This window comes from Salibacterium halotolerans, assembly GCF_900115625.1.
GTDB lineage: Bacteria > Bacillota > Bacilli > Bacillales > Marinococcaceae > Salibacterium > Salibacterium halotolerans.
Genome location: NZ_FOXD01000001.1, coordinates 20,230 through 44,466, shown reverse-complemented (window position 1 = coordinate 44,466; position 24,237 = coordinate 20,230). Strand labels below are relative to the sequence as shown.

The following is a 24,237-nucleotide window of genomic DNA, read 5'->3' as shown; positions in this document are numbered from 1 at the left end:
TACAGGGTGGACGAATCATCCACCCTGTTTTTACAGCGTGCGTCATTCCTTTAATCGATACGAAGAGCCATATTTAACTGGTAGGTCAAAAAAGCCCGGTCCTTTTCATCCATCTCCTGCTGGAGCCAGTTTCTTAAATGATTCTCCGTCACCTTGTGCTGCTCACTGATTTCCTGAAGATCACGTTGTATCTGTTCTTTTTTCCGAGTATCCTGGATGGAAGCGATGAGCGTTAAATACCCTTCCTTCACCATGTAGTCGGCGAAATGGATATGTTCACTGACAGCTTCTTTCTCCCTGTTCAATTCTTCCTGCTCCTGCCGTACGTCCTCGACGCTGTGAATATGATCAAGACCGTAATAGACGTAAAGCGAAGAAGGTGCTTCGTTTTCTTCCATCAGCTGCTTCATTTTGACGATCATCTCAAACTCTTTTTCCGGATCGGTGATCGGGTATTTCTGACCGGGGTCCTCAGCGTGATGGAATAATTTGTTGCCAAACCGCTGGTGGCTCTCAGCCATAAAGTCAGACGTCTGTATTTTCAGTGCGCCGGCCCCTTTGGTGAAGGAAAAGGAGTGATCCAGCTCCGCCCCTTTCAGTTCCTCCGGCTTGAAGCGGCTGTTCATTCTCATCGGCATGAGGGTGTACTCATAGAGATAGTCCTCTCTTCCCGGATAAGGTGTTCTCATATAGATGTAATCTCCGTCCACCACATTGATGTTGTTCCCGAAATTACCAAAAAGGGCTGACTCGTGAATGACATCGTTCGATTCAATCACAGAGCGCAGCGGTTTTCCTTTCATCATCTCCGGCACCTCGAGGTCAAAGAATTCCAGAATAGTCGCCGGGACATCAATATTCTGCGCGAGTTGATCCCTCGTTTCATCGTGAACCTGGAGCTGCGGGTTCCAGATGAAAAACGGGAGATGAGCAATCTCGTTGTAGACCGGCATGATGTTTTTGCCCCACCAGTCATGCTCGCCAAGCAGCAGGCCGTGGTCCGTGTTGACAATGAGCATCGTATCCTGCCACATGTTCTGTTCGTCCATGACATCGAGGATTTTTCCGAGATAATCATCACACATCGTTACAAGTGCCTTGTAGTACCCTTTCATCACTTCCGCTTTTTCGTTCGTGAAGTCATCGTTAGAATAAAGCAGCCAGCCGTTGAAATCATCCTGGGAAAGCCCGTACATCGCTAAATACTTTTCAGGAACGAAAAATGGCTCATGAGGGTCGAAACATTCAATCTGCAGAAACCATTGATCGGCATCCTTATTTTCTTTGAGAAAATCCAGCCCGCCTTGAACGGTTCTCGCCATCGGATGATCCAATTCAGCTTCCATGTATTCGCGGTTCACAAAATCCTGGGACATGCTTTCTGCTTTTCTCGCTTTAAACGCATCCGGCAGATGTTCAATGCCAGCCACGTCTGTATCCTTATTCACTCTTGCTTTCCAGCGGTCACCTTCCTGTCCGCGTATCAGTTCATAGGAAGAATAACGCGGATGATACGTAGAACCGCCGTCCCGCCAGTAGTGCTTGTGGTCCGTTACCATGTGCGTGTAAATGCCTTTGGATTTAAGAATCTCAGGCATGGAATCATCAAACGGTTCCAGTGGCCCCCAACCGCGGTGTAAAAAGTTATATCGTCCTGTGTGCAGATCGCGGCGTGCCGGCATGCAGGGAAGACTGCCGGCAAAAAAATTATCGAATTGAACCGTTTTCTGCTGCAGGCGCTTGAAATTCGGCGTGCTCACATCTGTATGCTCATAAGGAGTCAAGTAATCCCTTTTCAACGTGTCAAACATCAGTTGAATCGCCTTCATTGGTCTATCTCCTTCCATGCAGCCTCTGTTCTGTGTATGTATTTCCATCATGCATGAAGATGTCCCAAAAAAGAAGGGCTGCAACGGTTTGTGGGAAACGGTTTCACCGATTGGGAACGTTATCATTTCAATAAAAAAATCCCAGACAGTAGAGTGCATCCGACTGTCCGGGGTTTTCTTCCTAATTTCTGCTTAACAGATTATTTTTGTATTCAAAATAATGATAAGACAACACATCAATGGCGCTATGAAAGGCACTTGATGTACTGATGGAAGCGGGATTGATTTCGTTGTACACAGGCATTCCATAATCAGCATGATTCATCAGCCAGTTTGTATAGGAACCGGTCACCGCGAGAATTTTCACGTTTTTCAACATAGGAATATGAAGGGCCTCTTTCAGAGCGGGGTTGTTACCGCTGCCTGAAATAACAACCATCATGTCCTCAGCTGTCATCCTCTCTACTACGAGCTGATACAGGTTCGTATTAATATCGAGCGGGACGATCTGCATGTTTTTCCCCATACCGAGAAAGATCCGCTGCAATTCCTGGGCGCAGTTCTGCTGAAGCTGGCCTGTCCCCGTCACGTAGACATTCGAGCTGTCTTCAATCGCCCGGCAGACCTGGTACAGGTCCATGTTCATCAGATTCGTTACCGTCTGCTCCACGCTTTGAATTAACGAGTCGGCAAAGTCTTTATGCGTAACATTGTGCTCGAAGAGTTCGGTTTCCCATTTCATGAAATTTTTCATTTCCGTATAGCCGCTGAACCCAATTTTCTGTGCAAACCTCAGTATCGAAGACTTAGAGCTTAAACTTTTCCTGGCAAACATGTTGATGCTTAAATCACTGATTTCTTGTTTGTTGTTCAGAATAAAGGTGCCGAGTTCCTTTTCTCCTTCACTCAAACTCGAAAAATTAGTATTTATCAGCTCTTCAATTTTCACGAGCATACCTCCCTGGTTTGGAAGTTCTCTGCGGAGGAAAAGACCATTGTTCAGTTTTTGGCATCAGCGGCGCACCGGAAACCCATATTCCCTGTCGAACTGTCGATCGTGTTGGAACTGCGCGCCGCCACCCGGTACCGGTTGCAGTAGGTATAGTGACACAGGTAGGAGCCGCCGCGTGTTACTTTAGCGTCTCCTGTTTCCGGTCCTGTTGGATTGATAGACTCCCGCTTTTCATACGACGTATCAAACCAGTCCGAACACCATTCCCATACATTTCCCGAGACATTGTAAAGTCCATATCCATTGGCGGAGAAAGACCGCGCCGGCGCCGTTCCTTTAAATCCGTCTTCCAGCGTGTTCTCTTCAGGAAACGTACCCTGCCATATGTTGCAGTAGTGTTCGCCGCCCGGCGTCAACTCATTTCCCCATGGATAGCGGTTCTGTTCCAATCCGCCGCGGGCTGCCATTTCCCATTCCGCTTCAGTGGGAAGACGTTTCCCTGCCCACCGGCAGAAAGCTTCGGCATCATTCCATGATACGTGAATCACCGGGTGGTCCATCCGATCTTCAATCGAAGAACCCGGTCCTTCCGGCTGATACCAGTACGCCTCCCCGACCGCATACCACCACGGAATGGCAGGGAGCTGCTGGGTTTTCACGCCTGGGTTGTCCGGCAGAAAAGAATAAAAAACAAACGACCAGCCGAATTCTTCTGATTCGGTGCGGTACCCTGTTTCTTCTACAAATCTGCTGAATTCGCGGTTGGTCACCGTGTACGCATCGATATAGTAAGGGGATACGGTCACCTTTCGGACAGGCCCCTCTCCATCTGCCTTAAAGCCTTCCTCATCATCAGTGCCCATGAGAAACTCCCCGCCCGGGATGTACTGAAGTTTATCACGGAATCTCGTTGTGTTCCCGCTCGGCACACCGATATTTTCCTCATTTCTGCTTGCCGTAAAATCAACATCTACCATCGAGCGGCTTCCCGCACAACATGACTTCTGATTTTCCTTATGTTCCATGACACACACCTCTCCCTTCTCATAGGATAGAACCATCTTTTCGTTACGATTCCTGCTCGTCTATTGTACGTTATCGCCTGCACGCTTTCCAATCAATTAGACGTCGGACTGCAAGTAGTTACTGTGGAGACCCGGCTTCGATTGATCAATGATATTGGATGAAGCTGCGTGGCGGACACTACATGATGGTATTCAGGAAATAATATCCACCGAATCTGTTTTTGTGGACAATATTCCGGTGAAATTGCGGCTTAATGGCTGATGATAACTGCCGGTGCACACTATTTTCCCGGACAGGTTTCATAGTATCCACAAACGCTTCGTCCGGAGACACTACGGCAGTATATTCATCCGTTAGTGTCTCCACCCCACCTCAACTCTCTCCTTCTTCAATACAGAAAAGAACCCCCGTTCCTCCCTATCACCGGGAGGAACGGGGGTTCATTATCTGTCGATTATTCAAGTGTGGTCTGCTCGAGCAGTTCGCCGCCTTTGGCGTAGATAAGGCTCACATTCTGATCCGGATACACCTGCCGGATCATATCGGAATAGGTGGTTTTCAGCTCTTCGGTCAGCTCCTGGTTGGAGGCAATCGTAATATCAATGTTGACCTGCTGTTCGTTTTCACCGTTCACTTCCTGCACCGTGGCTTCCTGCACGCTCTCTTCACTTTCGAGCTGTGACTTCAGGTCGCTGTTGGAATTGAGTTCGGTGGACGTCTGCTGTTCTTCCGCGCGCTGCTCGCTTTCAGATTGCTGATCTTGGTTTTCCGTCTGCTCCTGTGACGTTTCCTCGTTGTTCTGGCTGCTCTCACTTGAGCCGTCCCCGGAGGAGCAGGCGGCGGTAACCGCCAATCCCAACGCTGCAATTCCTGTTAGCAGTATCTTGCGTTTCTTGATCATAAGCCGAGACCTCTCCTTTTTCTGCTGGGTAAAACGTAGTATAGGCAAAAATCCCAAAGATGTACAGGGATTTTATGCCTATTTTGTTACATCTCTTCTTTCGGCTGTTTTTTCAGCCTTTTCTTCTCCCGGCGGTTTTCCGCTTTTCGCTTGAACCAAAGCACGATATTGTCCGACGAAGCGTACACAACAGGGATTAGAATCAATGTGAACAGTGTGGAGAATGCAAGCCCGAAGACAATAACAATCGCCATCGGCGCCTGTGATTCGGCACCTTCGCCAATGCCGAGAGCCACCGGCAGCATTGCAAGGATCGTTGTCATCACCGTCATTAAAATCGGACGGAGGCGGGATGGCCCTGCATCCATAATGGCCTCATCGCGTTCGAGACCATCGGAACGTCTCTGGTTGATGTAATCCACGAGTACGATCGCGTTGTTCACCACAATTCCCGCCAGCATGATCAACCCGATAAAGGCCGTCACACTGAGCGGTGTCTGCGTGATAAACAGACCAAGTAACACACCGATCAACGTAGCCGGAATCGAGAACATGATAACAAGAGGCTGAATAAAGGATTCAAACTGAATCGCCATCACGGCATAAACAAGAAAGATAGAAGCAACGAGCGCCAGTCCGAGGTCACCGAACGCTTCCTGCATATCCTGCTGCTCACCGCCGTAATCCACGGTATAGCCGTCCGGCATATTCATGCTGTTCATCGCTTCCTGCACTTGGGTGGATACGCTGCCGAGCACATAGCCGGGAGCGACATCACTGGTGATGTCAATCTGGCGCTGGGAGTCTTCTCTTGTAATCTGGGTAGGTCCGGTCGTTTCGTTCAGTTCCGCTACCGCGGCAAGTGGAACGCCGGCTCCCTGGGCTCCCGTCAGTGTCAGATTACGGACGTCGGAAATCTGCTCTCTGGCGCTTCCGGGCAGAATAACCTCTACAGAGATTTCTTCCCCTTCTTCGTTATACTCGGTCGCAACCTGCCCGTTAAACGACGTCATCACCTGTCCCATAATATTCTGGTAGGTCAGACCGTACTGAGAAGCCTGCTGCCGGTCAATGTTCAGTTCAAGCTGAGGACTTCCTTCTCCGGAAGAATTCTCAACATTCATTGTACCCGGTATACTCTCTACTTCAAACACAGCCTGTTCCGCCAGGTCCCGAAGAACGTCCTGTTCCTGGCCGCTGATACTTACCGTTATCGGAGTACCGCTTCCTGCCGCACCGGAGGCGACATTCGATACGGACACCTCAGCGCCGGCAATCCGGTCGGCCTGTTCAGACAGATCTGAAATCATGCCGCTCGTCTCAATCTGCCGCTCGGAAGAATCGACGAGCGAGATGTTGACGGTAGCAGTGTTGCTGCCTCCGCCGCCTCCTGCTGCTGCGGCACCGCCGCCTCCTCCAAGGGAGCTGTACGTGGAATCAATACTGTCCTGATACGGCTCAAGCATGTTCCAAACCTGCTGTACAGCGCGCCGTGTCTCTTCTTTCGTGGAGGCTTCCGGTGTTTCCACGTTCACCGCGATTTCACCCTGGTCGGATTCCGGTATAAATACCGCACCGATAGCAGGAACAAGGGCAAGCGACCCTATCACGAGCACAAACGTCATAAGCATAACCGTCTTACGGAACCGCAGCGACCACCGCAGCATACGCTGGTAACGGTCGTTCACCGCGCGGCCCAGCCGGTTGAAACGGCTGTTTTCATCCGGTTTCTTACTTTCTTCCTTAATGAACTTGGACGCAAACATTGGTACGATCGTCAGCGCTGCAATTAAGGAAGCAATCAGGGCAAACGAAACTGTTAAGGCAAGCGGTGTGAACAGCTCGGACGAGATGCCCTGCACAAAGACAAGCGGCAGGAATACAACCAATGTAGTACTCGTCGAGGCAACGACCGCGCTTCCGAGCTCTTTTGCCCCGGCAATGGCAGCTTCTTTCCGCGATTTTCCGTATTCAATATGCTTGTAAATACCTTCGAGAATAACGATGGCACTGTCCACCATCATACCAACCCCGAGCGCAAGTCCCCCCATCGTAAGAATGTTCAGGGACTCCCCGGTGAAATACATCAGAGTGAATGTCGCCACAATCGAAATAGGTATCGAAATAGCAATGACCATCGTGGCGCGTACACTGCGTAGAAAGGCAAGAAGCACAAGGACAGCAAATAGAGCGCCAAACAACAGGTTGTTGAACACACTATTAATGGAAGATTCTATGTAATCCGCAGAATCATAGACTATTTCAAGCTGTGCCCCGTCTCCCAGTTCATTATTGTTTAGGTTGTTCACAATGTCGGTCAGAGATTGCGACACTTCCACTGTGTTGGCATCTGACTGCTTCATAATCGAAAACATGACAGAGGAGCTGCCGTTTACATACGTTTCTGATGAATTATCCGCAACTGTATCAACGACATCCGCCACATCACTGAGCTGGACATTGCCGCCGTCCGGGAGCGGAATGAGCGTGTTCTCAATGTCCTCAACCGACGTGAATTCCCCGTCGACCCGGAGCTGCAGGTCCTGCCCCCCGCTCTGCACTTCTCCGACCGATCCGGAGTCATTTTCTGCATTCAGGGCGTTGACGACATCATCGGCTGTCAGCTGATACCGGTTCAAATCTTCAATGCGGAGCTGGGCTTCAATTTCTCGTTCTTCGAGTCCTTCAATACTGGCGCTGGCTACACCGGAGCCCTGCTCCAGCTGCGGCTGAATCCGTTCCTGGGCCAGCTGCTGCATATTCATATTCCCGGTGTCTCCGGAAATACCAATCCACATCATCGCCTGCGAATCCGGATCAAAACTGAGGACAGAAGGGTCATCCGCTCCTTCCGGCAGCTGAGCTGACGCACCGTCAATCGATTCCCTTATATCAAGCATCGCCTGATCGAGGTCTGTGCCGAATTCAAACTGAACCTGAATCAGCGATGACCCTGAAGAAGACTGGGAAGACAACGTGTCCAGTCCTTCCAGGGTACTGAGTGAATCCTCGAGCGGCTGTGTTACGGTTTCCTCTATATCTTCGGGAGCGGCCCCGTCATAACTTGTAGTGACCACAGCAAACGGAAGTTCCATGTCCGGGTATAGGTTAATTGCCAGATTCCGAAATGAAACCAGACCCAGTACAAGGACCATAGCCACGGCCATGAAAATACCGACGGGCCGCTTTACCGACCAACTGGAAAGATTCATGATGTCATGCCTCCATTAAGTGGGGCATGCGCCGTTTTCTCTGAACTGGATGAGTCTGCATTGTTTTGCTGACTTTCTTCATTACTGCTTTCCTGATTTTCTTCGCTGTTTCCTTCTTCAGACCCGCCGGATCCATCTTCTTCTGAACTGCCGGAGTCACTGGAGGAATTCTGGGAACTTTCTTCGACTTCCTGCTGGGACTGCACTTCACTTCCGTCTTCCAGGAAGTACTGTCCGCGTGTGATAACAGGCGTACCTGCTTCTATATCTGCTTCAATAGCTGTGAGATCGGACTCTTCCCGCACGACTTCGACCGGTACGAGTACCGCTTGATTTTCTTCACGGATGAAGACAGAAGACTGTCCGTCCACGTTTATCACAGAGCTGGTCGGTACAAGAAGTCCGTCTGAGACATACGTTTCATACAACAGAATCTCTGCGTATATGCCGGAACGCAGTTCACCATTAGGATTCTCCACCTGTACTTCCACGTTAAACAAACCATTATCGTTGGAAGAATCAGCGATATAGGTTACCGTTCCGGTTCTTGTTTCTCCAATAGAAGGAAAACGGACATCCATCTCCGCCCCTTCTTCAAAACTGGACAACTGTTCTTCCGTGACGGTTGCCGTGGCATTGAGCGTATTCATTTCACCAATGGTTATCATCGCTTCCTGCTGGGAATAATACTCCCCGGGATCCACCGCCACCGTCAGTACCCTGCCGGAACTGGGAGCTGTCACAACAGCATCCTGAAGGTTCTCTTCAGCCTGCTGCACAGCCTGGCGCTGCTGTTCTACACTGGCCTGGGCATTATCGGTATTACCCTCTGCTTCATCCACAGAGGCGTTTGAAGATTCAATTCTTGCCCGGATTTCCTTTTTGGAATCACGCGCCTGCTGCAGATTGGACTGCGCTGTTTCCACCTGGGACTGCAGCTGTTCGATATTATATTCCTGTCTGGTCTGTTCCAGACTGTTCTCCGCTTCCGTTACGCTGTCCTGTGCATCTTGCACAGCGGTCTTCGCGTTCTCCAGCTCCTGTTCTGAAATCAAACCTTCGTCATAAAGCTGCTGGCTGCGGTTCCGTTCATTTTTGGCGGTCTGCAGATTCCGCTCGGCAGTCTGCAGAGCCTGTTCCGCATTCTCAATCTCATCTGAGCGGTTCGCTCTGGCCTGCTCTAGATCAATCTGTGCCCGGTTGAGCTGTTCTTCAGCCTGGCGGATGGAATGGTTCGCATTCTCAAGCGCCGCCTGCTGCTGATCGACACTTGCTTCTGCTCCTCTTTCTCCGGCTTTAGACACCTCAACATTACTCTGGGCAGCCTCTAATGCAGCACGCTCCTGCTGCAGTGTATTGCGCAAAGAAGAATCATCCAGCCGCGCCAGTACCTGTCCCTGCTCTACCTGCTCGCCTTCTTCCACGAGCACTTCTGTGACATCTGCGGTCAATTCAGGCGTGAGAGAAACTTCCGAGAGCGACTGCGTCGTAGCGTTCACGATACGCTCTCCTGTGAGATCCCCTATCTCTGCTTCCTGTGTCTCCACCGTTACGGCTTCCTGCTGCGAACCCACCTCAGCCGACGAACACCCGGCGATCACCATAATCACCAGAAGGCCGGCTGACAGTTTCCATGTATGTGATAGTCGTCTTTTCAAATTAAGGCGGCTCTTCAATTCACCGTCTCCCCCATTCTCTCCAATAGTTTTAAAGTTTTAAAAAACATGTACAGCCCCGGATATTATGATTATGCATCTATGGTAAAGGATATCATAGATAACGTGTTTCCATCATCGATAAGAGATCCCCTTCCTGTTTTTCCAATAAATAATTATATCACATAACTATTTAAAAACTTAACTATTCGTAATATAAGGCAAAAGAACTAAAGGGTCAACTCATTTACTGAAGTTCATAAACTCTTCACATTATGGCTGTAAACGCTTAGATTCCCATAAAAAACTGCAGGGAGTATATCCCCCTGCAGTTTTTCGTCCCTATTGTGCAGATGCCTGCTGTCCGGATCCTCCTGCAGAGGAACCTCCTCCCGAAGCAGATCCAGCTGATCCACCGGTGCCGGCGGCAGGCTGTGATGCACCACCGGACTGCTGTACGAGTCCGTCCTGCATCGCTTTAATCTGCTCATTAATGAGAAACAGGTTCCAGCGGGCGGAAGTCAATTCCTGCTCGGCCTGATCAACCTGGATGCCGGCCAGGTCGTATTCAGACTGTGGAATCACGCCGATCTCGGCCTGAACACGAAGGTCCTCGACATCCGCCTCAGCGTAGCTGACTTCATCACGGGCCTGCAGCACAGCCTGGTACTGCGTCTGTGCCTGCTGGAACGTGCTGTTTATCGACGTCCGCAGGTTCTGCCGCAGCTGAGCGATATTTTCCTGTTCTGTTTGCACGCTGATATCAGCCTGTTCTTTTTCAGCACTGGTGGCGTCTTCATCATTCTGCGTCTGCTCCCGGTTGTATTCGGCGAGGTCCAACGCTTCCTGCGCGTTCTTCATACTGAAAGATTCTTCAATGAGTTTTTCTGTCTCTGTTGTCTGCTGAATCGGCTCCAGTTTTCCTAATTCCGGTGCTTTCAGCGTCAGGTCCTCATGGTAGGTAATCCCGATGTCGAGAGCGAACATTGCCAGATCATGATTGTACTGCGAACGCGCGTCGGCGAGATTGTTCTGAAGCCGTCTTACCTCACGCTGTGAGGTCTCATATTCACTTTCCGGCGCGGTGCCGATTTCGACCCGGCGCTCGACGTTGGACGTCTGCTGCTTCTGGTTCTCAAGAGATGCCTGCGTCATTTCTATCTGGTTCTGCTGCATGAGCAGCTGGACAAACGTGGACTTCGCAGAAAGCTCCGCACTACGGTGTGCCTGTTCCCGGTTATAGCGGATCTGAATTTCATTGGAATTCAACTGCCGGATTGAATCTTCCAGACTGTCCAGGTTGTCTTCTATTGTCTCCTGTTGATTCTGAATCTTCAGACGCTGCTGGAAAGAACCTGCCATGTCACGGAGTTCGTCCATTTGATCGTCTAGATCATCGAGGTCATCCTGCAGATCACTGTAGTCATCTTCGGAGCCCTCAATCTGGCTTCGGATGTTATCAAGCCGGTAATTCATGAGAATCAATGATGAATTATCGTTCAGTGCCGCGTCCACCGCCTGCTCCATCGTTAACGTCTGTACAAGATCTTCCTGGGACTGCTCACTGTCGGTCTGCTGGTTTTCTCCTGACGTCGATTCTTCCGGCTGCTCCGATGCCTGCTCCTGTTCCTGATTTTCCGCTTCCTGAGCCGATACCGCACCGGTCAGCCCGGAAGAAACAAAGAGCACCGCCAACCCCGCAGAAAAAATGCGTTTCATGTTCTCCTCCCCTATCTGCAAGAAATAATTGTTTAGATTTCTTAATAGTTTCCTTCACTAATCAGTTGCTATTATAACGTAAATGAACCGGAAGGAAAACAAAAAAGCCATTATAATTCTGTGAAAAAAAATCCGCGGGTGATGTATCTCCCCGCGGCAATTAAGTATATATCTTCGTTAGATGAATTTTTCAGAGTATCTGTCTTTTCATTAATAATACCTATTCCATAGATACTGCAGCCTTTCTAACTTCCCCCAGGCTGTAAAAACAGATTCATTATTATAGTTGTAAGACGCATTCTCTTGAAGTATACAGTTTAATTCTGTCTTCTTCCTTTTTTACCAGGATGGTTTCTGTATGTATGCCGCCGGAAACCTGAAGCTGGTATCCTTTGCATTTGGCCGGATGGTTCTGACTCCGGATTACGTATTGTCTGCCATCGTGCGGGAAAAACTCAAAAGTCTCCCACTCGTCTTCAAACCTTTCGTCAGCTGTAATACGCACAGCAAATGCTGCCAAATCTTTGTCCACTTCGTTTTCAACATATTCGCTCATATAAATCGAAAAATTCGGATGTTTCATCATGTATCTCCTTTTCTCATAAAAGACTGCATCCCATTTTAGTAAAAATAAGTAATTTGTATGGTGTTTCCATCTTACTTTTTGCCATTTTGTTATCTGTGTTCCAATTTTTTCAGTTTTTCAATTTTTCCGCCGGCCTGAATAACTTTTCTTTTGATACTGAAGAGGTGTCTGCCCTGTAATGCGTTTAAACGCTTTTGTGAAATACGTCTGATCATTAAAGCATAATAATGCCGCAATTCCTGAGAGGGTGTGTTCGGTAAAAAGAATCAACCGTTTCGCTTCTTCGATTTTGCGCTCCAATATATAATGTTTTAACGTCACACCGCACTCTTTCTTAAACTGTGTGGACAAGTGCCCTTTTGATATATTCATATAATCGGCCACAGCTCTCACATCCAACGGCTCCCTCAAATGGCGCTGAATAAAATCACGAATTTTTTGGACAAACGGACTGTGATGGGTATTACAATGTTGGTGGATCAAAAAATAAAATGCATCAAAAATTTTTCTCTGTAGTTCATGCAAATCGGTGAGATTAGACGTCTTTTCTATTGTAAAAAGAAACCCATTTGAAATTCTCAAAGCTTCAGATGCAGCAACACCTGATTCAATCATCGCCCGGACCAGTATTGTCTCCAGTACTATCAGTTTGTTTTTCGAATGACGGATTGAATCTGTGGAACCAAAAGTAATACTGGAATCTTCCTCCATAACCTGAAGCATTGTATAGCTTTCAGGATCTGCACTCTTAAAATATTCCAGAAACTTTCTTTCCTGTTCATATGGATATTCCACGTTCTCGACTTCAGCCTGGAATATATCTGCCGTCATCCAGTCATACTCCCGTAAAAATCCGGGATAATAATAGAAATAGTGCCTTATGAGGCTGTTAGATATAGTTATTACATGGTGATGCTTTGATATTACGGAAATGTCACCAGTACTTCTGGATACATTCACGTCTAATTGAAGCAGTTCCTTCCCCGGACTATCATCGGTCGTATGATAGGGACCTGTCAGCATATAACCATGCAGCGCCGGAATCCATACGGAGAAATAATAAATATCATGCTCTGCAATATATAGAAAACACTCTGCCGTCTGAGAGCTGTCATTCAAAAGCTGAAACAGCGAGAAACCCTCTTTGTTCGTTTCCCATGCAATAAAGGAAGTTGACGTGATAGAGAAGCTTTCGGTATAGAAACCCGCAGGAATATTTGTCGTGTCGGTCAATACATCTACCAGTTCATTTATTTTAGTTTCCGTGGCCTTTGTGATTGTCATCGATGCATCTCCCCCCCTGCTTCTTGCATGTCATCAGCTGTAAAACTACAAAATTAGTGGTATTTTTGTCCTATTATATATTGCTTAAATGCACTCGTCTGTTTTTTAAACAAAATGGCAAAAATTAAGATGTATGTACCAAAGAGATTTGTTATTCCTAACATGAAGACTGCCTGAACGTTATAGTTCAGACAGTCTCTGTTTTTACTATTTACGTAACTTTTTAAGGGCGGACCTACGCCAGTCTTTGACGGTATGGGGCGATACGCAAAAGCGCGCGGCAATCTCCTTAATGCCGCGGCCGTGGATGCTGTACTCAAGTACCCAGTCCTGCTCGCGCAGGGTGAGCCTGTCAAGATACGGGCGCAGGCTGTCCAGTTCCAGAAACAGGCTGGCGGTATCAGGCGCCGGCGGTTCGGGAGTATGTTCGAAATCACTGGGTGTATACCGCTCCTCGTGCACCGAATCTTTGCGCAGCTGTTCCTGCATCTCCCCCTTCACCGTAATATACGCGTAAGAGGAGAACGGCACATTTTTCGTCTCATCGAAACGTTCATACGCCTTCCATAACGCGATAAACCCCACCTGCATAAACTCTTCCTGATTCTTGTAGATCCGGAGCCGCTTAATCATACCTGTCACAAGCGGTGTGAAATCTTCCGCCACTTCTTCAAACGAAATGCCCAGTGCCTGATTCATCATTCTAACCTTTTCGGCCGGCGCGCCGCCGCTTTATTCCATGGTAGCTTCAGCGTAAGCGAAAACCCGGTGCCGCGCACCCTGCTAAATGTCAGGACCCGACATAGGGAATTTGAATTTCCGCCGGGAAACCGCCAACCATTAAAGACTGCCGCTTCAATGTTAAACGAATCGGTAATGAAGTTTCATTGGGTTTCGACACCTGGATCCATGGGGTGCTTCAAGGTTTGGCAGGTAAGTGAGGTTGTTTGGCATGTATTTGGGTGGATTCGGCATGTATTCCTCCCGGTTTGGCCGGTACCGGCGGGCCCCGCTTGTATTATGGTGCCTTTGGCTTGTAAAGCATGCCGTTTGGCCTGTATTCGACAAAAGTCCGCCGGTAACACCCGGTCCACCGACCGAACCCGCGCACGTGCATACCGCGATAAACACAAAAATCCGGACGGTACCTAGTGCCACGCAGGGCACTTCGGATACTCGTCCGGATATTTACGTTCAAAACGTTCCACTTTATCGATGCTGCCACTACAGAAAGAAGCGCTGCGTCAGGCCGGCATAGTCTCCGGCGAGGCGGGCGAGCGGATTCAGGGAATCGAGGTCGATTTTATGATCGCCGAGATAGGCGGCCGTCTCTACATGGGCGCGCTGGACACGTCCTAGTACGAGATGATCGGTCCCGACCGGCACGATCTGATCCAGCACACATTCAAACGCGATCGGCGCTTCCTGCACCAGCGGAATATCTATCGTTTCCGACGGATATGGTGTGACTCCCGCTTCCGCCGCTTCATCGACTTCAGGCGCCACACTCCGGGCGGAAGTCTGCATCTTCTCCCCCAGCTCACAGGAAACGATGTTAATGGCGAATTCGCCGCGTTCGCGGATGTTGGTCAACGTATCTTTCACCGTCCCTGTCCGTTCCTGGATACCCGGTCCGATCGATATCGCCAGTGTCGCCGGCTGCCTCGAAGCTACCGTGAAAAAGCTGAACGGCGCCAGGTTCAGCACGCCTTCGCTGCTCCTCGACGTCACCCACGCGATCGGCCGCGGCACGACAGACCCCGTCATGATTTTATAAAAATTCTGCGTATCCTCCACCGCCGGATCAAACGTTTCTGCATGGTTACCTGGCATGCGTATGCATCTCCTTTCCATCTTTCAACCAAACTATTATTCCCTTCTCCACGCATTCAGAAACTAACGGGAATGCGCTGGCAGCAAAAAGCCGCTGCGTTAAGGTGACACAACGGCTTTCTTTCCATTCATTATTGAAAATAGAACACTAGATATTACCTCGGCCAGTCTCTCACGGGTTTGTACCCGGAGTTAAGCAGAAAGTCCTGCTCCTGCTCTTTATTCAATCCCTGCATGGTAATACCTTTTTCTATTGCAGTAATGTGCATTTTAGCGGTATACTCCATCGTCTGCAGAGCCATCCGGGCTTCTTTGATACTTTCATCGTAAATGAGGATGCCATGATTTTCGAGAAGCATGACGTTCGTATCCTTTGCTTTTTCTTTCACAGCATCAGCAAGCTCCCGACTGCCCGGGTGACAATACGGAATTCGCTCTACCCTTTCAAGATAATACATAGCCTCCACAAAATAATTCGAAGGCAGTTCCACATCGGAGCAGGCGATTAATGTGCTGTAGAAAGGGGATGCATGAAGAATCGCTCCGATTTCCGGACGTTCTTCATACACGGCACGATGCATGTTGAATTCTTTGGATGGTTTTTTTCCGGAAACCCATCCTTCTTCGAAAGAGCATAGAGAAAAACCGTCCATCTCCATATGGCCGACACGGGTGCCGCTTGCCGAAATATAGAATTGATTCTCTCCTGCTCTTGCACTGATATTGCCGGCAGTTCCCCATACAAGATCATTTTCTTTCATAAACAAACCTGCTTCGTGTAATTCTTTTACTGTCGTAAGGTGTTCCATTTTATATTCCTCTCCTTTGTTATAAACTCAGCAAACCAGTAGAAACCTGCGGGACAAATATAATGATAAGAAGCGTCAGCAAGACGGCCACATAAAAAGGAATCATTCCTTTTGCTAGTTCATCCAGTCGTAAGTTGGCAATACGACCAGCTACAAATAAATTCAATCCCAGTGGAGGTGTCACCATACCGACCGCCAGTGTCACAATCATCACCATTCCGAAATGAATCGGGTCTATACCCAGTTCCAGTGCGACAGGTGCGAGTATTGGTGCCAGGATGATTATTGAAGCGTTCGTTTCCATAAACATCCCTACAATCAACAACAGTACAACGACAGACAGAAGGAATACAGAAGGATTATCTGAAATCGAGGTGAAAAACCCGGCAACCTGCTGCGGAATATTTTCAATGGTCAGTACCCAGCTGAAAAGTCCTGCCACCGCAATAATAAACATGATAGTAGACGTGGTGGAAATGGCTTGATTTAATATTTTCCCAATATTGCCAAAATAGATCGAACGATAAAAAACAGTGCTGATAATAAAGGCATAAGCCACAGCGACGCCGGCTGCTTCTGTGGCGGTAAAGATACCGCTGTAAATACCACCTAAAATAATGAACGGCATGATTAAAGCAGGAATGGTCTGCACAAAGGCTTTTCCAAGTTCACCAGTGCTGGTCTTTGCTTCACGGTTGTACCCGCGTTTTTTGGAAATAATAATGACCGTAATAATCAATCCTGCGCCGACAAGAACCCCCGGAAGTACGCCTCCTATGAACAAATCACCGATGGATGCGTCTGCTGCGGTACCATAAAGGATCAGGGGAATGCTGGGTGGTATGATAATACCAAGAGTTCCTGATACCGATTGCACACTTCCGGCAAAATCACGGTGGTATCCTCTTTCGACCATAGCCGGAATTAAAATAGAGCCTAGTGCCGCCGTTGCTGCAATGCTCGATCCGGATATTGCAGCAAAAAACATTGTCGTAATTACTGTTACCATCGCCAGACCTCCGGAGAAATGCCCCGTTAATGCGTTTGCAAAGTTAATAAGGCGCTGGGATATCCCGCCAAATTCCATAATGACACCAGCCAGAATAAACAACGGGATTGCAAGCAGCGGAAAAGAATCAAGCGATACGAAGGCACGCTGAGCGAGCACAACAAGCGGCGTCCCCCCTTCAATCAAAAGAGCAAGGCTCGTCGATAAACCCAGTGCTACCGCAACCGGTACTCCAAGTACAAACAATACAATAAGTGATATAACTAGTGCCGTAATCAAGGTGTTTCACCCCCTGCAGCGTTTTCATTTCCAATCGCTGAATTCAAAATATTAGCAATGCTGTTTAACGCCATAACAAAGGAACCGATCGGAACTGCGGCATACACCCATGCTATCGAGAATTGCAGAGTTGGTGTGACCTGCCCAATCACTGTAATGGTTAACACGGTGCCGTAATAACAAAGAATAATAAAAAACACAGTTGAAATAATGGAAACAATGAGCTGAAGTTTTTTCTTCTTTGCAGCGCTTACAATGTCGAATAAAAAATCAATTGCAATATGCTCTTTATTTCTAACAGCCAGTGCTGAACCAAGAAATACAATATAGATGGTTAGGTAACGGGAGATTTCCTCCGACCACGCTAACGGAAAATTAATCACAAATCTCGTAATCACCTGAAAGAATACAAGAACAGCCAGCGCAACAAACATTATGGATGCCACGTATTTCACACATTTATTCACATATTCAACAGCCGTTATATACTGCTGCATTCTGCAAACCTCCTTTTTACTCTCTCATCTCTACTATTTCGTCATATAGTTCCCGTCCATATTTGTTCGCAAGCTTTTTATTGACGGTTTGAACTTTTTCGCTGAATAATGACCTATCTACTTCCACGATTTCCATTCCAGCCTCTCGCATCGTCTGCATCGCTTCTTCCTGCTGTTTCGAAACGAGCTCATTCTGATATTTCCTTGCTTCAAGTGCCGCCTCTTCCACGGCTTTCTGCTCACTGACAGTCAGTTTTTCGTAAGTCTTATCACTCATAAGCAGCTGCACGTAGCCATATACGTGTTCCGTCATCATAAGGTAATCCTGCACTTCCTGCAGCTTTGCATTTGTAATGAACGACGCAGGATTTTCCTGGGCATCAATGACTCCTGTCTGCAGAGAAGAATACACTTCACTGAAGTTCATTGGAGTAGGGTTGGCCCCCATCGCATCCCAGCCTTCCACGGACGCTTCGATATTCGGTACTCTTATTTTCACACCGCTGAGGTCTTCAGGTGTTTCCACACGTTTATTGGCGGTTAGCAGTCTAGGGGAGCGGATGAAGAATTCCAGCCCTCTCACACCGGTTTGTTCGAGCATGTCCGCTTGAAGATTTTCACCGCCCTCGCCGTATAAAAAGTTTCTTAAGTGTTCATTATTCTCAAATAGATAAGGTAGTTCGAGAATCGCGTATTCCGGATGAAAGTTCGAAAGCACACCGGCAACCAGAGCAAAGTCAACCGATCCAATCTGCATCCCTTCTACAAGATCACGATCCGAGCCGAGCGTAGAGCTTGGATACAAATCGACCTCGACAGATCCATTCGTTTTCTCTTCTACCAGTTTGGCAAAGCGCTTAGAACCAAGGTGCCAGGCATGTTCCTCGTTTTGAATGTGTCCGAGCCGAAGGGTTGTCACAGAACCGGCTTCTGCCGTTTTGGACGAGCCGGTTCCCTGTGAACATCCCGCGAGTGTCAGAACCAGTATCATGGCTGAGACAGCAAGCGTTTTCACGTTTTTCACACTATTCCTCCTCTTCGTTAAAGGTCACTAATACTTTGACAGATTCATCTTCTTTCTTATCCACCATTCTGAACCCCAATGCAGCCTCCTGTACTTCGAGCCGGTGGGAGATAACGTTTTCCACCGGAATGGTCTGCGCTTCAATAATGTGTAAGGCTTCTTCTGTATCCGGGCGGTTGTATGTCATACATCCAACAAGTTCTTTCTCTTGCTGCTGGAGCTGTTCCACATCCAGCTGCTGCTGCCCATGAAACATAGCGACGGTGACGGCGCGCCCGCCTTTTTTCAGCAGTTTAAGAGAGTCGTTTATAATCCCGGGAACGCCAGCTGTGATCAAAACTTTGTCAAAGGAACCACCCATGGTCTCCTTCACATGGCTGATCCAGTACTGGTCGTCTTTAATGTTGTATGTTTCTTTAGCGCCAAGATCCGCCGCCTTTTCCAATGAGTAATCCAGCACATCTGTTACGATTGTGTTTTCAGCTCCTTTAGCCCGCACTGCAGCAAGCGTCAACAACCCGATCGGTCCGGCGCCAATCACTGCCACCCGGTCATCCGGGTGAATACCGGCTTTCTGTGCGGCATGAACACCGACAGCGAGTGGTTCCGTTAAGACACCACGGTCATAGCTGACTGAATCAGGAAGAGGGATAATCAAAGATTCTGGAGACACGAAATAATCAGCCATCGTTCCAAGCCACGTATCCATCCCAGGGGCCAGTCTCTCATCCGAGTAATTGATATGACCGGTCATTTCTCCTTCACTCTCTCCTGTACCAAGCTGCGGTTCGACCGTTACCCGGTCTCCAACTTTGACATGTGTAACATCGCTTCCAATACTTACAACCTCTCCCGCTACCTCATGCCCAATTACAACAGGCGGCTTCCGGAAAGGATGAAGACCCTTATACGTATGGATATCTGATCCGCATATTCCTGCCACAGCAACCTTAATCAGCACCTCATCTGCTTTGATTTCCGGTGTGTCAATGTCTCTCACTTCTACCTGTTCCGCGTCTTCTACAAAAACTGCCTTCATGATTCTCCACTCCCTTATTCTTTACTGAAACAACATCTGCTTCGATTCCTGAAGATGCGTCCTCATAACCTCTACACTTTCCGGGTCATTGTTTTTTAGTGCTTCGTACAACTGCATATGGTCTTCATAGAACTTCCGGATCCTTGTGGGATCTTTTTTCAAGTGGCGCAACGTAATCCGCAGCAGATGATCCTGGTAATTGATCAAAATACGTGTAATCTCACTGTTTCCTGCAATTTCACTGATTGTTAGATGAAATTCATGATCCAGATTGGCAAACGTTTTGACATCAAGAGTCTCAGCTGTCTGCCTGGTTTCTTCGAGATTCTTCTCCAACTCCTTCAGCTGGTCTTCTGTAATACGTGGATACAACTGTTCACAGGTGAACGTCTCCAGCGCTATCCGAAGATTATAGATATTGTTGATCCGCTCCACCGATAAATCGTGGACAAGAATACCCTGTTTGGAAGAAACGGTTGCAAACCCTTCCGCTTCGAGGCGGGTCAACGCATTTTTAATCGGTGTCTTGCTCATCTGCAGATCATTTATTAACGTCCGCTCCGACAGAAATTCTCCAGGAGGGTACTCTTCTTCCAGTATTTTTTCTTTAATTTTTTGATACGCGGCATCTTTTAACAACATGGTTTCTGCCACCTTTCTTAGCGTGATCCATTATTCTTTTCCAGCTTGGAATACTTTCTCAAAGAAGGCCTCTCCGCCGAGCTGCCCACTTTTCAAAGCTATTTCCAGCCCGTTGAAACGTTTATCATCAGAGTAGGCATGACATAACGGAGCACCAGGCGCGGTGGATTCCAGCACTTCCAGACCATAGATACCCAGCTGCGATGTGACAAAGCCGGATGTATCGCCGCCTGAAATCACTAGCCTGCGCAGAGAAGATTGTTCCATGATGTGTTTTGTCCACTCTCCCAGCCGTTTTCCAAGATAAATACCCATGTCTTCCTCTGCGATTCCTTCGTTTTGCAGGTGGGTTCTCGTCTTTTCAATCGCTTCATCGGAGGGACCCTTCGCTGTGTACAACACAACTTTCTTCTTCTGCTCCAGAAGAGTCAGGACGTGTTGGATAAAGGAACCCAATGTTTCCTCAGACGTAAGCAGCTCATAAGGAACCTGCTCCAAGTGAAATCCTGCCTCTTCTGCCTGCTCGAGCTGCTTCTTCGTAACATCGGACACACTGCCTGATACGACCAGCATTTGTTCAATATCCTGCGCTTGTGCTGTCTGCTCGTACGCGTTTGTCTGTCCTTCGGCTTTCCATTTAGCAGCCATAGCAAATTCAATACCGGAAGAGCCGATCAAGAATTGAGGTTCATCCTGCCTGGATGCCCACATTACGTCTGCAAACCAGTTCATGTGCTTTTCTTCCAGAGCATCGAAAATAGTGATGTCTTCTGTATCTTCCAGAACGGTAGGCTCAGGTGACTCCTTCTCCATATCCAGTACTGTTTTATATCCAATTGACTGACTTGTCTGCTTCTGCAGATGCTTGCCAAGATCTGCTTCATCCATCGGCGTCACAGGATGTTTTGACATGACAGGATGTTCATCAAGACGGAAAACGTTCCCGTGAAAATTTGCAAAATGACTGCCAAATACCGTGTAACGCCCCAAATCCGGCGTTCCTACCAACAGTGGATAAGTGGATCCCTTAAAATACCGGCGGGACAACTCACTCACAAAGCCGATGCTGCCCACCTCCGGAGAAGAATCAAAGGTGGAGCATACTTTGTAATGAACAAAATAAGGGCGAATGCTCTGAAACAAGCTCCACACCGGTGTCAGTTCTTTCTCCATGCCGGCGGGGTTTTTGGCCCGGGCCGTACCTGCTATACCGATGCACTGAACACCTTCAAACTGCTCCAGCATGGACTCTGTAGGTACATCCAAAAACAATATCGTTCGTAGTCCGAAACGATGCAGCGCTTCCATCGCATCGGTTGAACCAGTGAAATCGTCTCCATAAAACGCCAGAAGAACACGATTGTCCATATATTCAAACTCCTCTGCATATGAAATCCAACTTAGATCTAAGTTATATCTAAAAGAAATCTATCACAACTTAATGGACAAATCAACACCAAGGTTCAATTTCATAAAAACATTATCGGTATAAGAAACGTGTTTGTTCAGCGCCATATAATTCATTGAAATAAGTGTTTTTCGTGCAGCATCTCTCTGGATTATTTACGAGCGCAATCCACTGGCAGTGAAAGCTGCATCATCGCAACATTCGACAAAAACCGATGCGTGACAGGTGCTGGTAGACTTTGGTACGATATTTTTAGGTTTAATCTATGGGAGGGTTTTGCATGAATTCCAGAAAATTAGGGGTTATTTCATTATCTGCCGCCTTGGCGGTTAGTGCCTATGCTTCCGGAGTTTCCGCCGAAGAAGCGGGCACTGATCAAGTAAAGGCCGCGGATGAGCAGATGGTGAAGATAAGTTCTGCCGACGTCAATTTCACGAAGGAAGATTTGATCAATCGTTTCAATGAATTGTTTCCTTCCAGATTTGATTCTCTTGAGAACAGCGATTTCCGCATGAGCCATCTTCGCGGACCTGGAAGTGAGGAGGACGTCCTGACCCATCATTTAAGTTTTGATAGAGAAACCACTGATGGTAAACGGGTGTATGGAAATGTACGTTTTATCGGGGAAGAGCTGCAGCTGCAGAGTTTTAACTATCAGCCCGGCAATGTTCCGGATGCGCTGTATCCGGCTGAGGTGACACAACAGGAAGCAGAGGACGTGGCCCGGGAATTTGTAAATAATACTGCAGCCGGGGACTATACGTTAAGTGAACAGCAGCGCCCAACTATCATTGCGGGCAACCAAACGCTGACGGAGCCTGTACAATATCAATTTACTTTCCAGCGTATGAAAAATGGCATCCCGGTACAAAATCAGACGATTCACGCAACGGTACTCGGAAACGGCGAGCTGTCCCGTTACAGCAATGGTACATACCAGCAGTCCGCTTCCTATGAAGATCAGGAAGGTATCGTGGCAAAAGAAGAAGCAGAAACATCCATCAAAGAGAACCTGGACCTGCGCCTGCAGTATGCTGTCCAGCGTGATTATACAACGAATGAGGAAAACGTCAGTCTGGTGTACGTTCCTTCTCCCACCATTCAGGGAGTTCACGCCAAAACCGGGGAGTGGAGTATAAACAACTCCTTTGTTTCCGAACTGCCGGAAAAGGAGCAGTTGAATCGTCTGCGCGAAGAGCCTCTTGAGGAAAAGACGTCCCCTGTGTCGCGCGAGGATGTGAAACAAATGGCTAAGGATTTATTAACCGTTTCAGAGGACGCTGAATTAAATATCCGGTCTGTCCAGGAGACGGAACGAAACGGTGTCGCCGTGTTTTCTCTCCAGTATATGATACAGCGCGGTAACTCCGGCCACGGTACGAGTGTTGTTGTGGAAAAAGAAACCGGCGATATTGTAAGTTTCCGAAACGTTGATTACAGTGAGCGCTCGCTGGAGAAAAACTTATCAAGAGAAGAAGCGTTGGAAGCTGCAGTAGAAGCTGCAGAAACGTACGGCAGTTCCTTTGTGCACGAATACGCGTATCCCGTTGACAACGGAATCTCAAACTCCGGTATTGAAGGGACGTACCGCTTTTCTTTTCCACAGGTGAAAAACGGCCTTCCTGTACAGGGCCGCTCGTTACACATCACGGTTTCTGCGGAAGATGGAGAGCTTGTTTCATTTAACAATCGGCGCAACGGTGATATTACAAATTGGCCGGACCCTGAAAATGCGGTGGATAAAGAAACAGCCCTGCAGGACTACAAAAACGAACTGAATGCTGAGTTATCTTATGCCTCTCATGACCTGCAGGCGGATACGAATACGTACCATCTTATCTATCAGCCTTCGTATCAATCGAACGGTCTTTATTATGATGCGGCAGCCGGTGAATGGACGGAACCGCAGCTCACTCAAAATGAATCGTCGACAGAAGAGGTCATCACGGATCACTGGGCAGCCGACCAAATCAATTATATGGTACAGTCCGGCATCCTTTCCGCCGATGAAGGGGAAGAATTGAAACCGAATGAAGCCGTGTCCAAAGGCACCGCCCTGGAAATGCTGATGAAGTCCATGGAAAGTTTCTATCCAGGCAATCCAAATGAAGAACAAACAGCAACATTTGAAAATATTCAGCCGGACCATTCTTCCTTCCAGGTAGTGGAGCAGGCCGTCGAGTCGGGGGTTATCAATTCGGAAAACAGCACCTTCCCCGTTGACGAAACCTTGACCCGCGAAGAACTTGCCGTCTGGATTGTCCGCATCCTGAACCTGGAGCAGGCAGCCAAGCACAAAGACATTTATAGTCTTCCATTTGAAGATACGAATGAGATATCCGAAGAATATGCCGGGCACGTCGCTCTGGCCCATGCGGAAGGAATCCTGCAGGGAAGCGACAATCAATTCAACCCGGACGATGACGTGACCCTGGCTCATTTAGCGGTCACCTGCTTCCGACTCGCGGAGAAACAACCGAATAACCAGTAAATAAAAAGCTGTCCCCGGAAAAGGAACCCCGGGGACAGCTTT

20 protein-coding genes are annotated in these 24,237 nt (G+C 48.1%); 1 reads left to right on the top strand and 19 read right to left on the bottom strand.

Features of this window, described 5'->3' with window-relative positions; all coding sequences use genetic code 11:
• Positions 1-50: 50 nt before the first annotated feature.
• The 19 genes from BM124_RS00195 to BM124_RS00105 all read right to left on the bottom strand — a co-directional run bounded on the left by BM124_RS00195 (position 51) and on the right by BM124_RS00105 (position 21,664).
• Positions 51-1,829, bottom strand: coding sequence for a sulfatase (locus BM124_RS00195; protein ID WP_093334635.1), 1,779 nt, complete (start codon positions 1,827-1,829; stop codon positions 51-53).
• A gap of 181 nt (positions 1,830-2,010) precedes the next feature.
• Positions 2,011-2,778: a MurR/RpiR family transcriptional regulator gene (locus BM124_RS00190; RefSeq protein WP_170840881.1), complete on the bottom strand. Its 768-nt coding sequence runs from the start codon at positions 2,776-2,778 to the stop codon at positions 2,011-2,013.
• Positions 2,779-2,828: 50 nt separating this feature from the next.
• Positions 2,829-3,806: a formylglycine-generating enzyme family protein gene (locus tag BM124_RS00185; protein WP_093334633.1), complete on the bottom strand. Its 978-nt coding sequence runs from the start codon at positions 3,804-3,806 to the stop codon at positions 2,829-2,831.
• A gap of 178 nt (positions 3,807-3,984) precedes the next feature.
• A complete protein-coding gene (locus BM124_RS00180) occupies positions 3,985-4,173 on the bottom strand; it encodes a hypothetical protein (RefSeq protein WP_093334632.1) in 189 nt (62 codons plus the stop codon).
• Between the two features lie 88 nt (positions 4,174-4,261).
• The gene (locus tag BM124_RS00175; RefSeq protein ID WP_093334631.1) at positions 4,262-4,708 is read right to left on the bottom strand and encodes a hypothetical protein; all 447 of its coding nucleotides are present in this window, start codon (positions 4,706-4,708) and stop codon (positions 4,262-4,264) included.
• 86 nt (positions 4,709-4,794) lie between these two features.
• On the bottom strand, positions 4,795-7,920 hold the full coding sequence (locus BM124_RS00170; protein WP_093334630.1) for an efflux RND transporter permease subunit: 3,126 nt from the start codon (positions 7,918-7,920) through the stop codon (positions 4,795-4,797).
• The gene (locus BM124_RS00165; protein WP_212634918.1) at positions 7,917-9,524 is read right to left on the bottom strand and encodes an efflux RND transporter periplasmic adaptor subunit; all 1,608 of its coding nucleotides are present in this window, start codon (positions 9,522-9,524) and stop codon (positions 7,917-7,919) included. The genes BM124_RS00170 and BM124_RS00165 overlap by 4 nt, the downstream gene beginning before the upstream one ends.
• Before the next feature lie 393 nt (positions 9,525-9,917).
• Positions 9,918-11,294, bottom strand: coding sequence for a TolC family protein (locus tag BM124_RS00160; protein WP_093334628.1), 1,377 nt, complete (start codon positions 11,292-11,294; stop codon positions 9,918-9,920).
• Positions 11,295-11,574: 280 nt separating this feature from the next.
• The gene (locus BM124_RS00155; RefSeq protein WP_093334627.1) at positions 11,575-11,877 is read right to left on the bottom strand and encodes a hypothetical protein; all 303 of its coding nucleotides are present in this window, start codon (positions 11,875-11,877) and stop codon (positions 11,575-11,577) included.
• A gap of 120 nt (positions 11,878-11,997) precedes the next feature.
• Entirely contained in the window at positions 11,998-13,164 is a 1,167-nt protein-coding gene (locus BM124_RS00150; protein ID WP_093334626.1) for a helix-turn-helix domain-containing protein, read from the bottom strand.
• A 207-nt stretch (positions 13,165-13,371) separates the two neighbouring features.
• The gene (locus BM124_RS00145) at positions 13,372-13,863 is read right to left on the bottom strand and encodes a sigma-70 family RNA polymerase sigma factor (protein WP_170840880.1); all 492 of its coding nucleotides are present in this window, start codon (positions 13,861-13,863) and stop codon (positions 13,372-13,374) included.
• A gap of 525 nt (positions 13,864-14,388) precedes the next feature.
• Positions 14,389-14,997, bottom strand: a complete 609-nt coding sequence (locus BM124_RS00140; protein ID WP_093334624.1) for a flavin reductase family protein — start codon at positions 14,995-14,997, stop codon at positions 14,389-14,391.
• Between the two features lie 155 nt (positions 14,998-15,152).
• The gene (locus BM124_RS00135; RefSeq protein ID WP_093334623.1) at positions 15,153-15,806 is read right to left on the bottom strand and encodes a class II aldolase/adducin family protein; all 654 of its coding nucleotides are present in this window, start codon (positions 15,804-15,806) and stop codon (positions 15,153-15,155) included.
• A 19-nt stretch (positions 15,807-15,825) separates the two neighbouring features.
• Positions 15,826-17,094, bottom strand: coding sequence for a TRAP transporter large permease (locus tag BM124_RS00130; RefSeq protein ID WP_093334622.1), 1,269 nt, complete (start codon positions 17,092-17,094; stop codon positions 15,826-15,828).
• Complete coding sequence (locus tag BM124_RS00125; protein ID WP_093334621.1) at positions 17,091-17,591, bottom strand: TRAP transporter small permease; 501 nt, start codon at positions 17,589-17,591, stop codon at positions 17,091-17,093. Before BM124_RS00125 ends, BM124_RS00130 begins: the two co-directional genes overlap by 4 nt.
• Positions 17,592-17,607: 16 nt before the next feature.
• Complete coding sequence (locus tag BM124_RS00120; protein ID WP_244504175.1) at positions 17,608-18,615, bottom strand: TRAP transporter substrate-binding protein; 1,008 nt, start codon at positions 18,613-18,615, stop codon at positions 17,608-17,610.
• Between the two features lies 1 nt (position 18,616).
• Positions 18,617-19,654 (bottom strand): zinc-dependent alcohol dehydrogenase, encoded by a 1,038-nt coding sequence (locus BM124_RS00115; RefSeq protein WP_093334620.1) that lies wholly within the window; start codon positions 19,652-19,654, stop codon positions 18,617-18,619.
• Between the two features lie 21 nt (positions 19,655-19,675).
• Positions 19,676-20,296, bottom strand: a complete 621-nt coding sequence (locus BM124_RS00110) for a GntR family transcriptional regulator (protein WP_093334619.1) — start codon at positions 20,294-20,296, stop codon at positions 19,676-19,678.
• Between the two features lie 30 nt (positions 20,297-20,326).
• The gene (locus BM124_RS00105) at positions 20,327-21,664 is read right to left on the bottom strand and encodes a four-carbon acid sugar kinase family protein (protein ID WP_093334618.1); all 1,338 of its coding nucleotides are present in this window, start codon (positions 21,662-21,664) and stop codon (positions 20,327-20,329) included.
• Between the two features lie 320 nt (positions 21,665-21,984).
• Here BM124_RS00105 and BM124_RS00100 point away from each other — a divergent pair, with 320 nt between their 5' ends.
• Entirely contained in the window at positions 21,985-24,195 is a 2,211-nt protein-coding gene (locus tag BM124_RS00100; protein WP_170840879.1) for a YcdB/YcdC domain-containing protein, read from the top strand.
• Positions 24,196-24,237 lie beyond the last annotated feature (42 nt).

What these genes read in the sequence shown, in the direction of transcription:
- BM124_RS00115 (WP_093334620.1), bottom strand. Translation starts at nt 19,654, where the DNA reads ATGAAGGCAGTTTTTGTAGAAGACGCGGAACAGGTAGAAGTGAGAGAC.
- BM124_RS00165 (WP_212634918.1), bottom strand. Translation starts at nt 9,524, where the DNA reads ATGGTGATCGCCGGGTGTTCGTCGGCTGAGGTGGGTTCGCAGCAGGAA.
- BM124_RS00160 (WP_093334628.1), bottom strand. Translation starts at nt 11,294, where the DNA reads ATGAAACGCATTTTTTCTGCGGGGTTGGCGGTGCTCTTTGTTTCTTCC.
- BM124_RS00140 (WP_093334624.1), bottom strand. Translation starts at nt 14,997, where the DNA reads ATGCCAGGTAACCATGCAGAAACGTTTGATCCGGCGGTGGAGGATACG.
- BM124_RS00195 (WP_093334635.1), bottom strand. Translation starts at nt 1,829, where the DNA reads ATGAAGGCGATTCAACTGATGTTTGACACGTTGAAAAGGGATTACTTG.
- BM124_RS00105 (WP_093334618.1), bottom strand. Translation starts at nt 21,664, where the DNA reads ATGGACAATCGTGTTCTTCTGGCGTTTTATGGAGACGATTTCACTGGT.
- BM124_RS00135 (WP_093334623.1), bottom strand. Translation starts at nt 15,806, where the DNA reads ATGGAACACCTTACGACAGTAAAAGAATTACACGAAGCAGGTTTGTTT.
- BM124_RS00155 (WP_093334627.1), bottom strand. Translation starts at nt 11,877, where the DNA reads ATGAAACATCCGAATTTTTCGATTTATATGAGCGAATATGTTGAAAAC.
- BM124_RS00170 (WP_093334630.1), bottom strand. Translation starts at nt 7,920, where the DNA reads ATGAATCTTTCCAGTTGGTCGGTAAAGCGGCCCGTCGGTATTTTCATG.
- BM124_RS00110 (WP_093334619.1), bottom strand. Translation starts at nt 20,296, where the DNA reads ATGTTGTTAAAAGATGCCGCGTATCAAAAAATTAAAGAAAAAATACTG.
- BM124_RS00150 (WP_093334626.1), bottom strand. Translation starts at nt 13,164, where the DNA reads ATGACAATCACAAAGGCCACGGAAACTAAAATAAATGAACTGGTAGAT.
- BM124_RS00125 (WP_093334621.1), bottom strand. Translation starts at nt 17,591, where the DNA reads ATGCAGCAGTATATAACGGCTGTTGAATATGTGAATAAATGTGTGAAA.
- BM124_RS00175 (WP_093334631.1), bottom strand. Translation starts at nt 4,708, where the DNA reads ATGATCAAGAAACGCAAGATACTGCTAACAGGAATTGCAGCGTTGGGA.
- BM124_RS00100 (WP_170840879.1), top strand. Translation starts at nt 21,985, where the DNA reads ATGAATTCCAGAAAATTAGGGGTTATTTCATTATCTGCCGCCTTGGCG.
- BM124_RS00145 (WP_170840880.1), bottom strand. Translation starts at nt 13,863, where the DNA reads ATGAATCAGGCACTGGGCATTTCGTTTGAAGAAGTGGCGGAAGATTTC.
- BM124_RS00185 (WP_093334633.1), bottom strand. Translation starts at nt 3,806, where the DNA reads ATGGAACATAAGGAAAATCAGAAGTCATGTTGTGCGGGAAGCCGCTCG.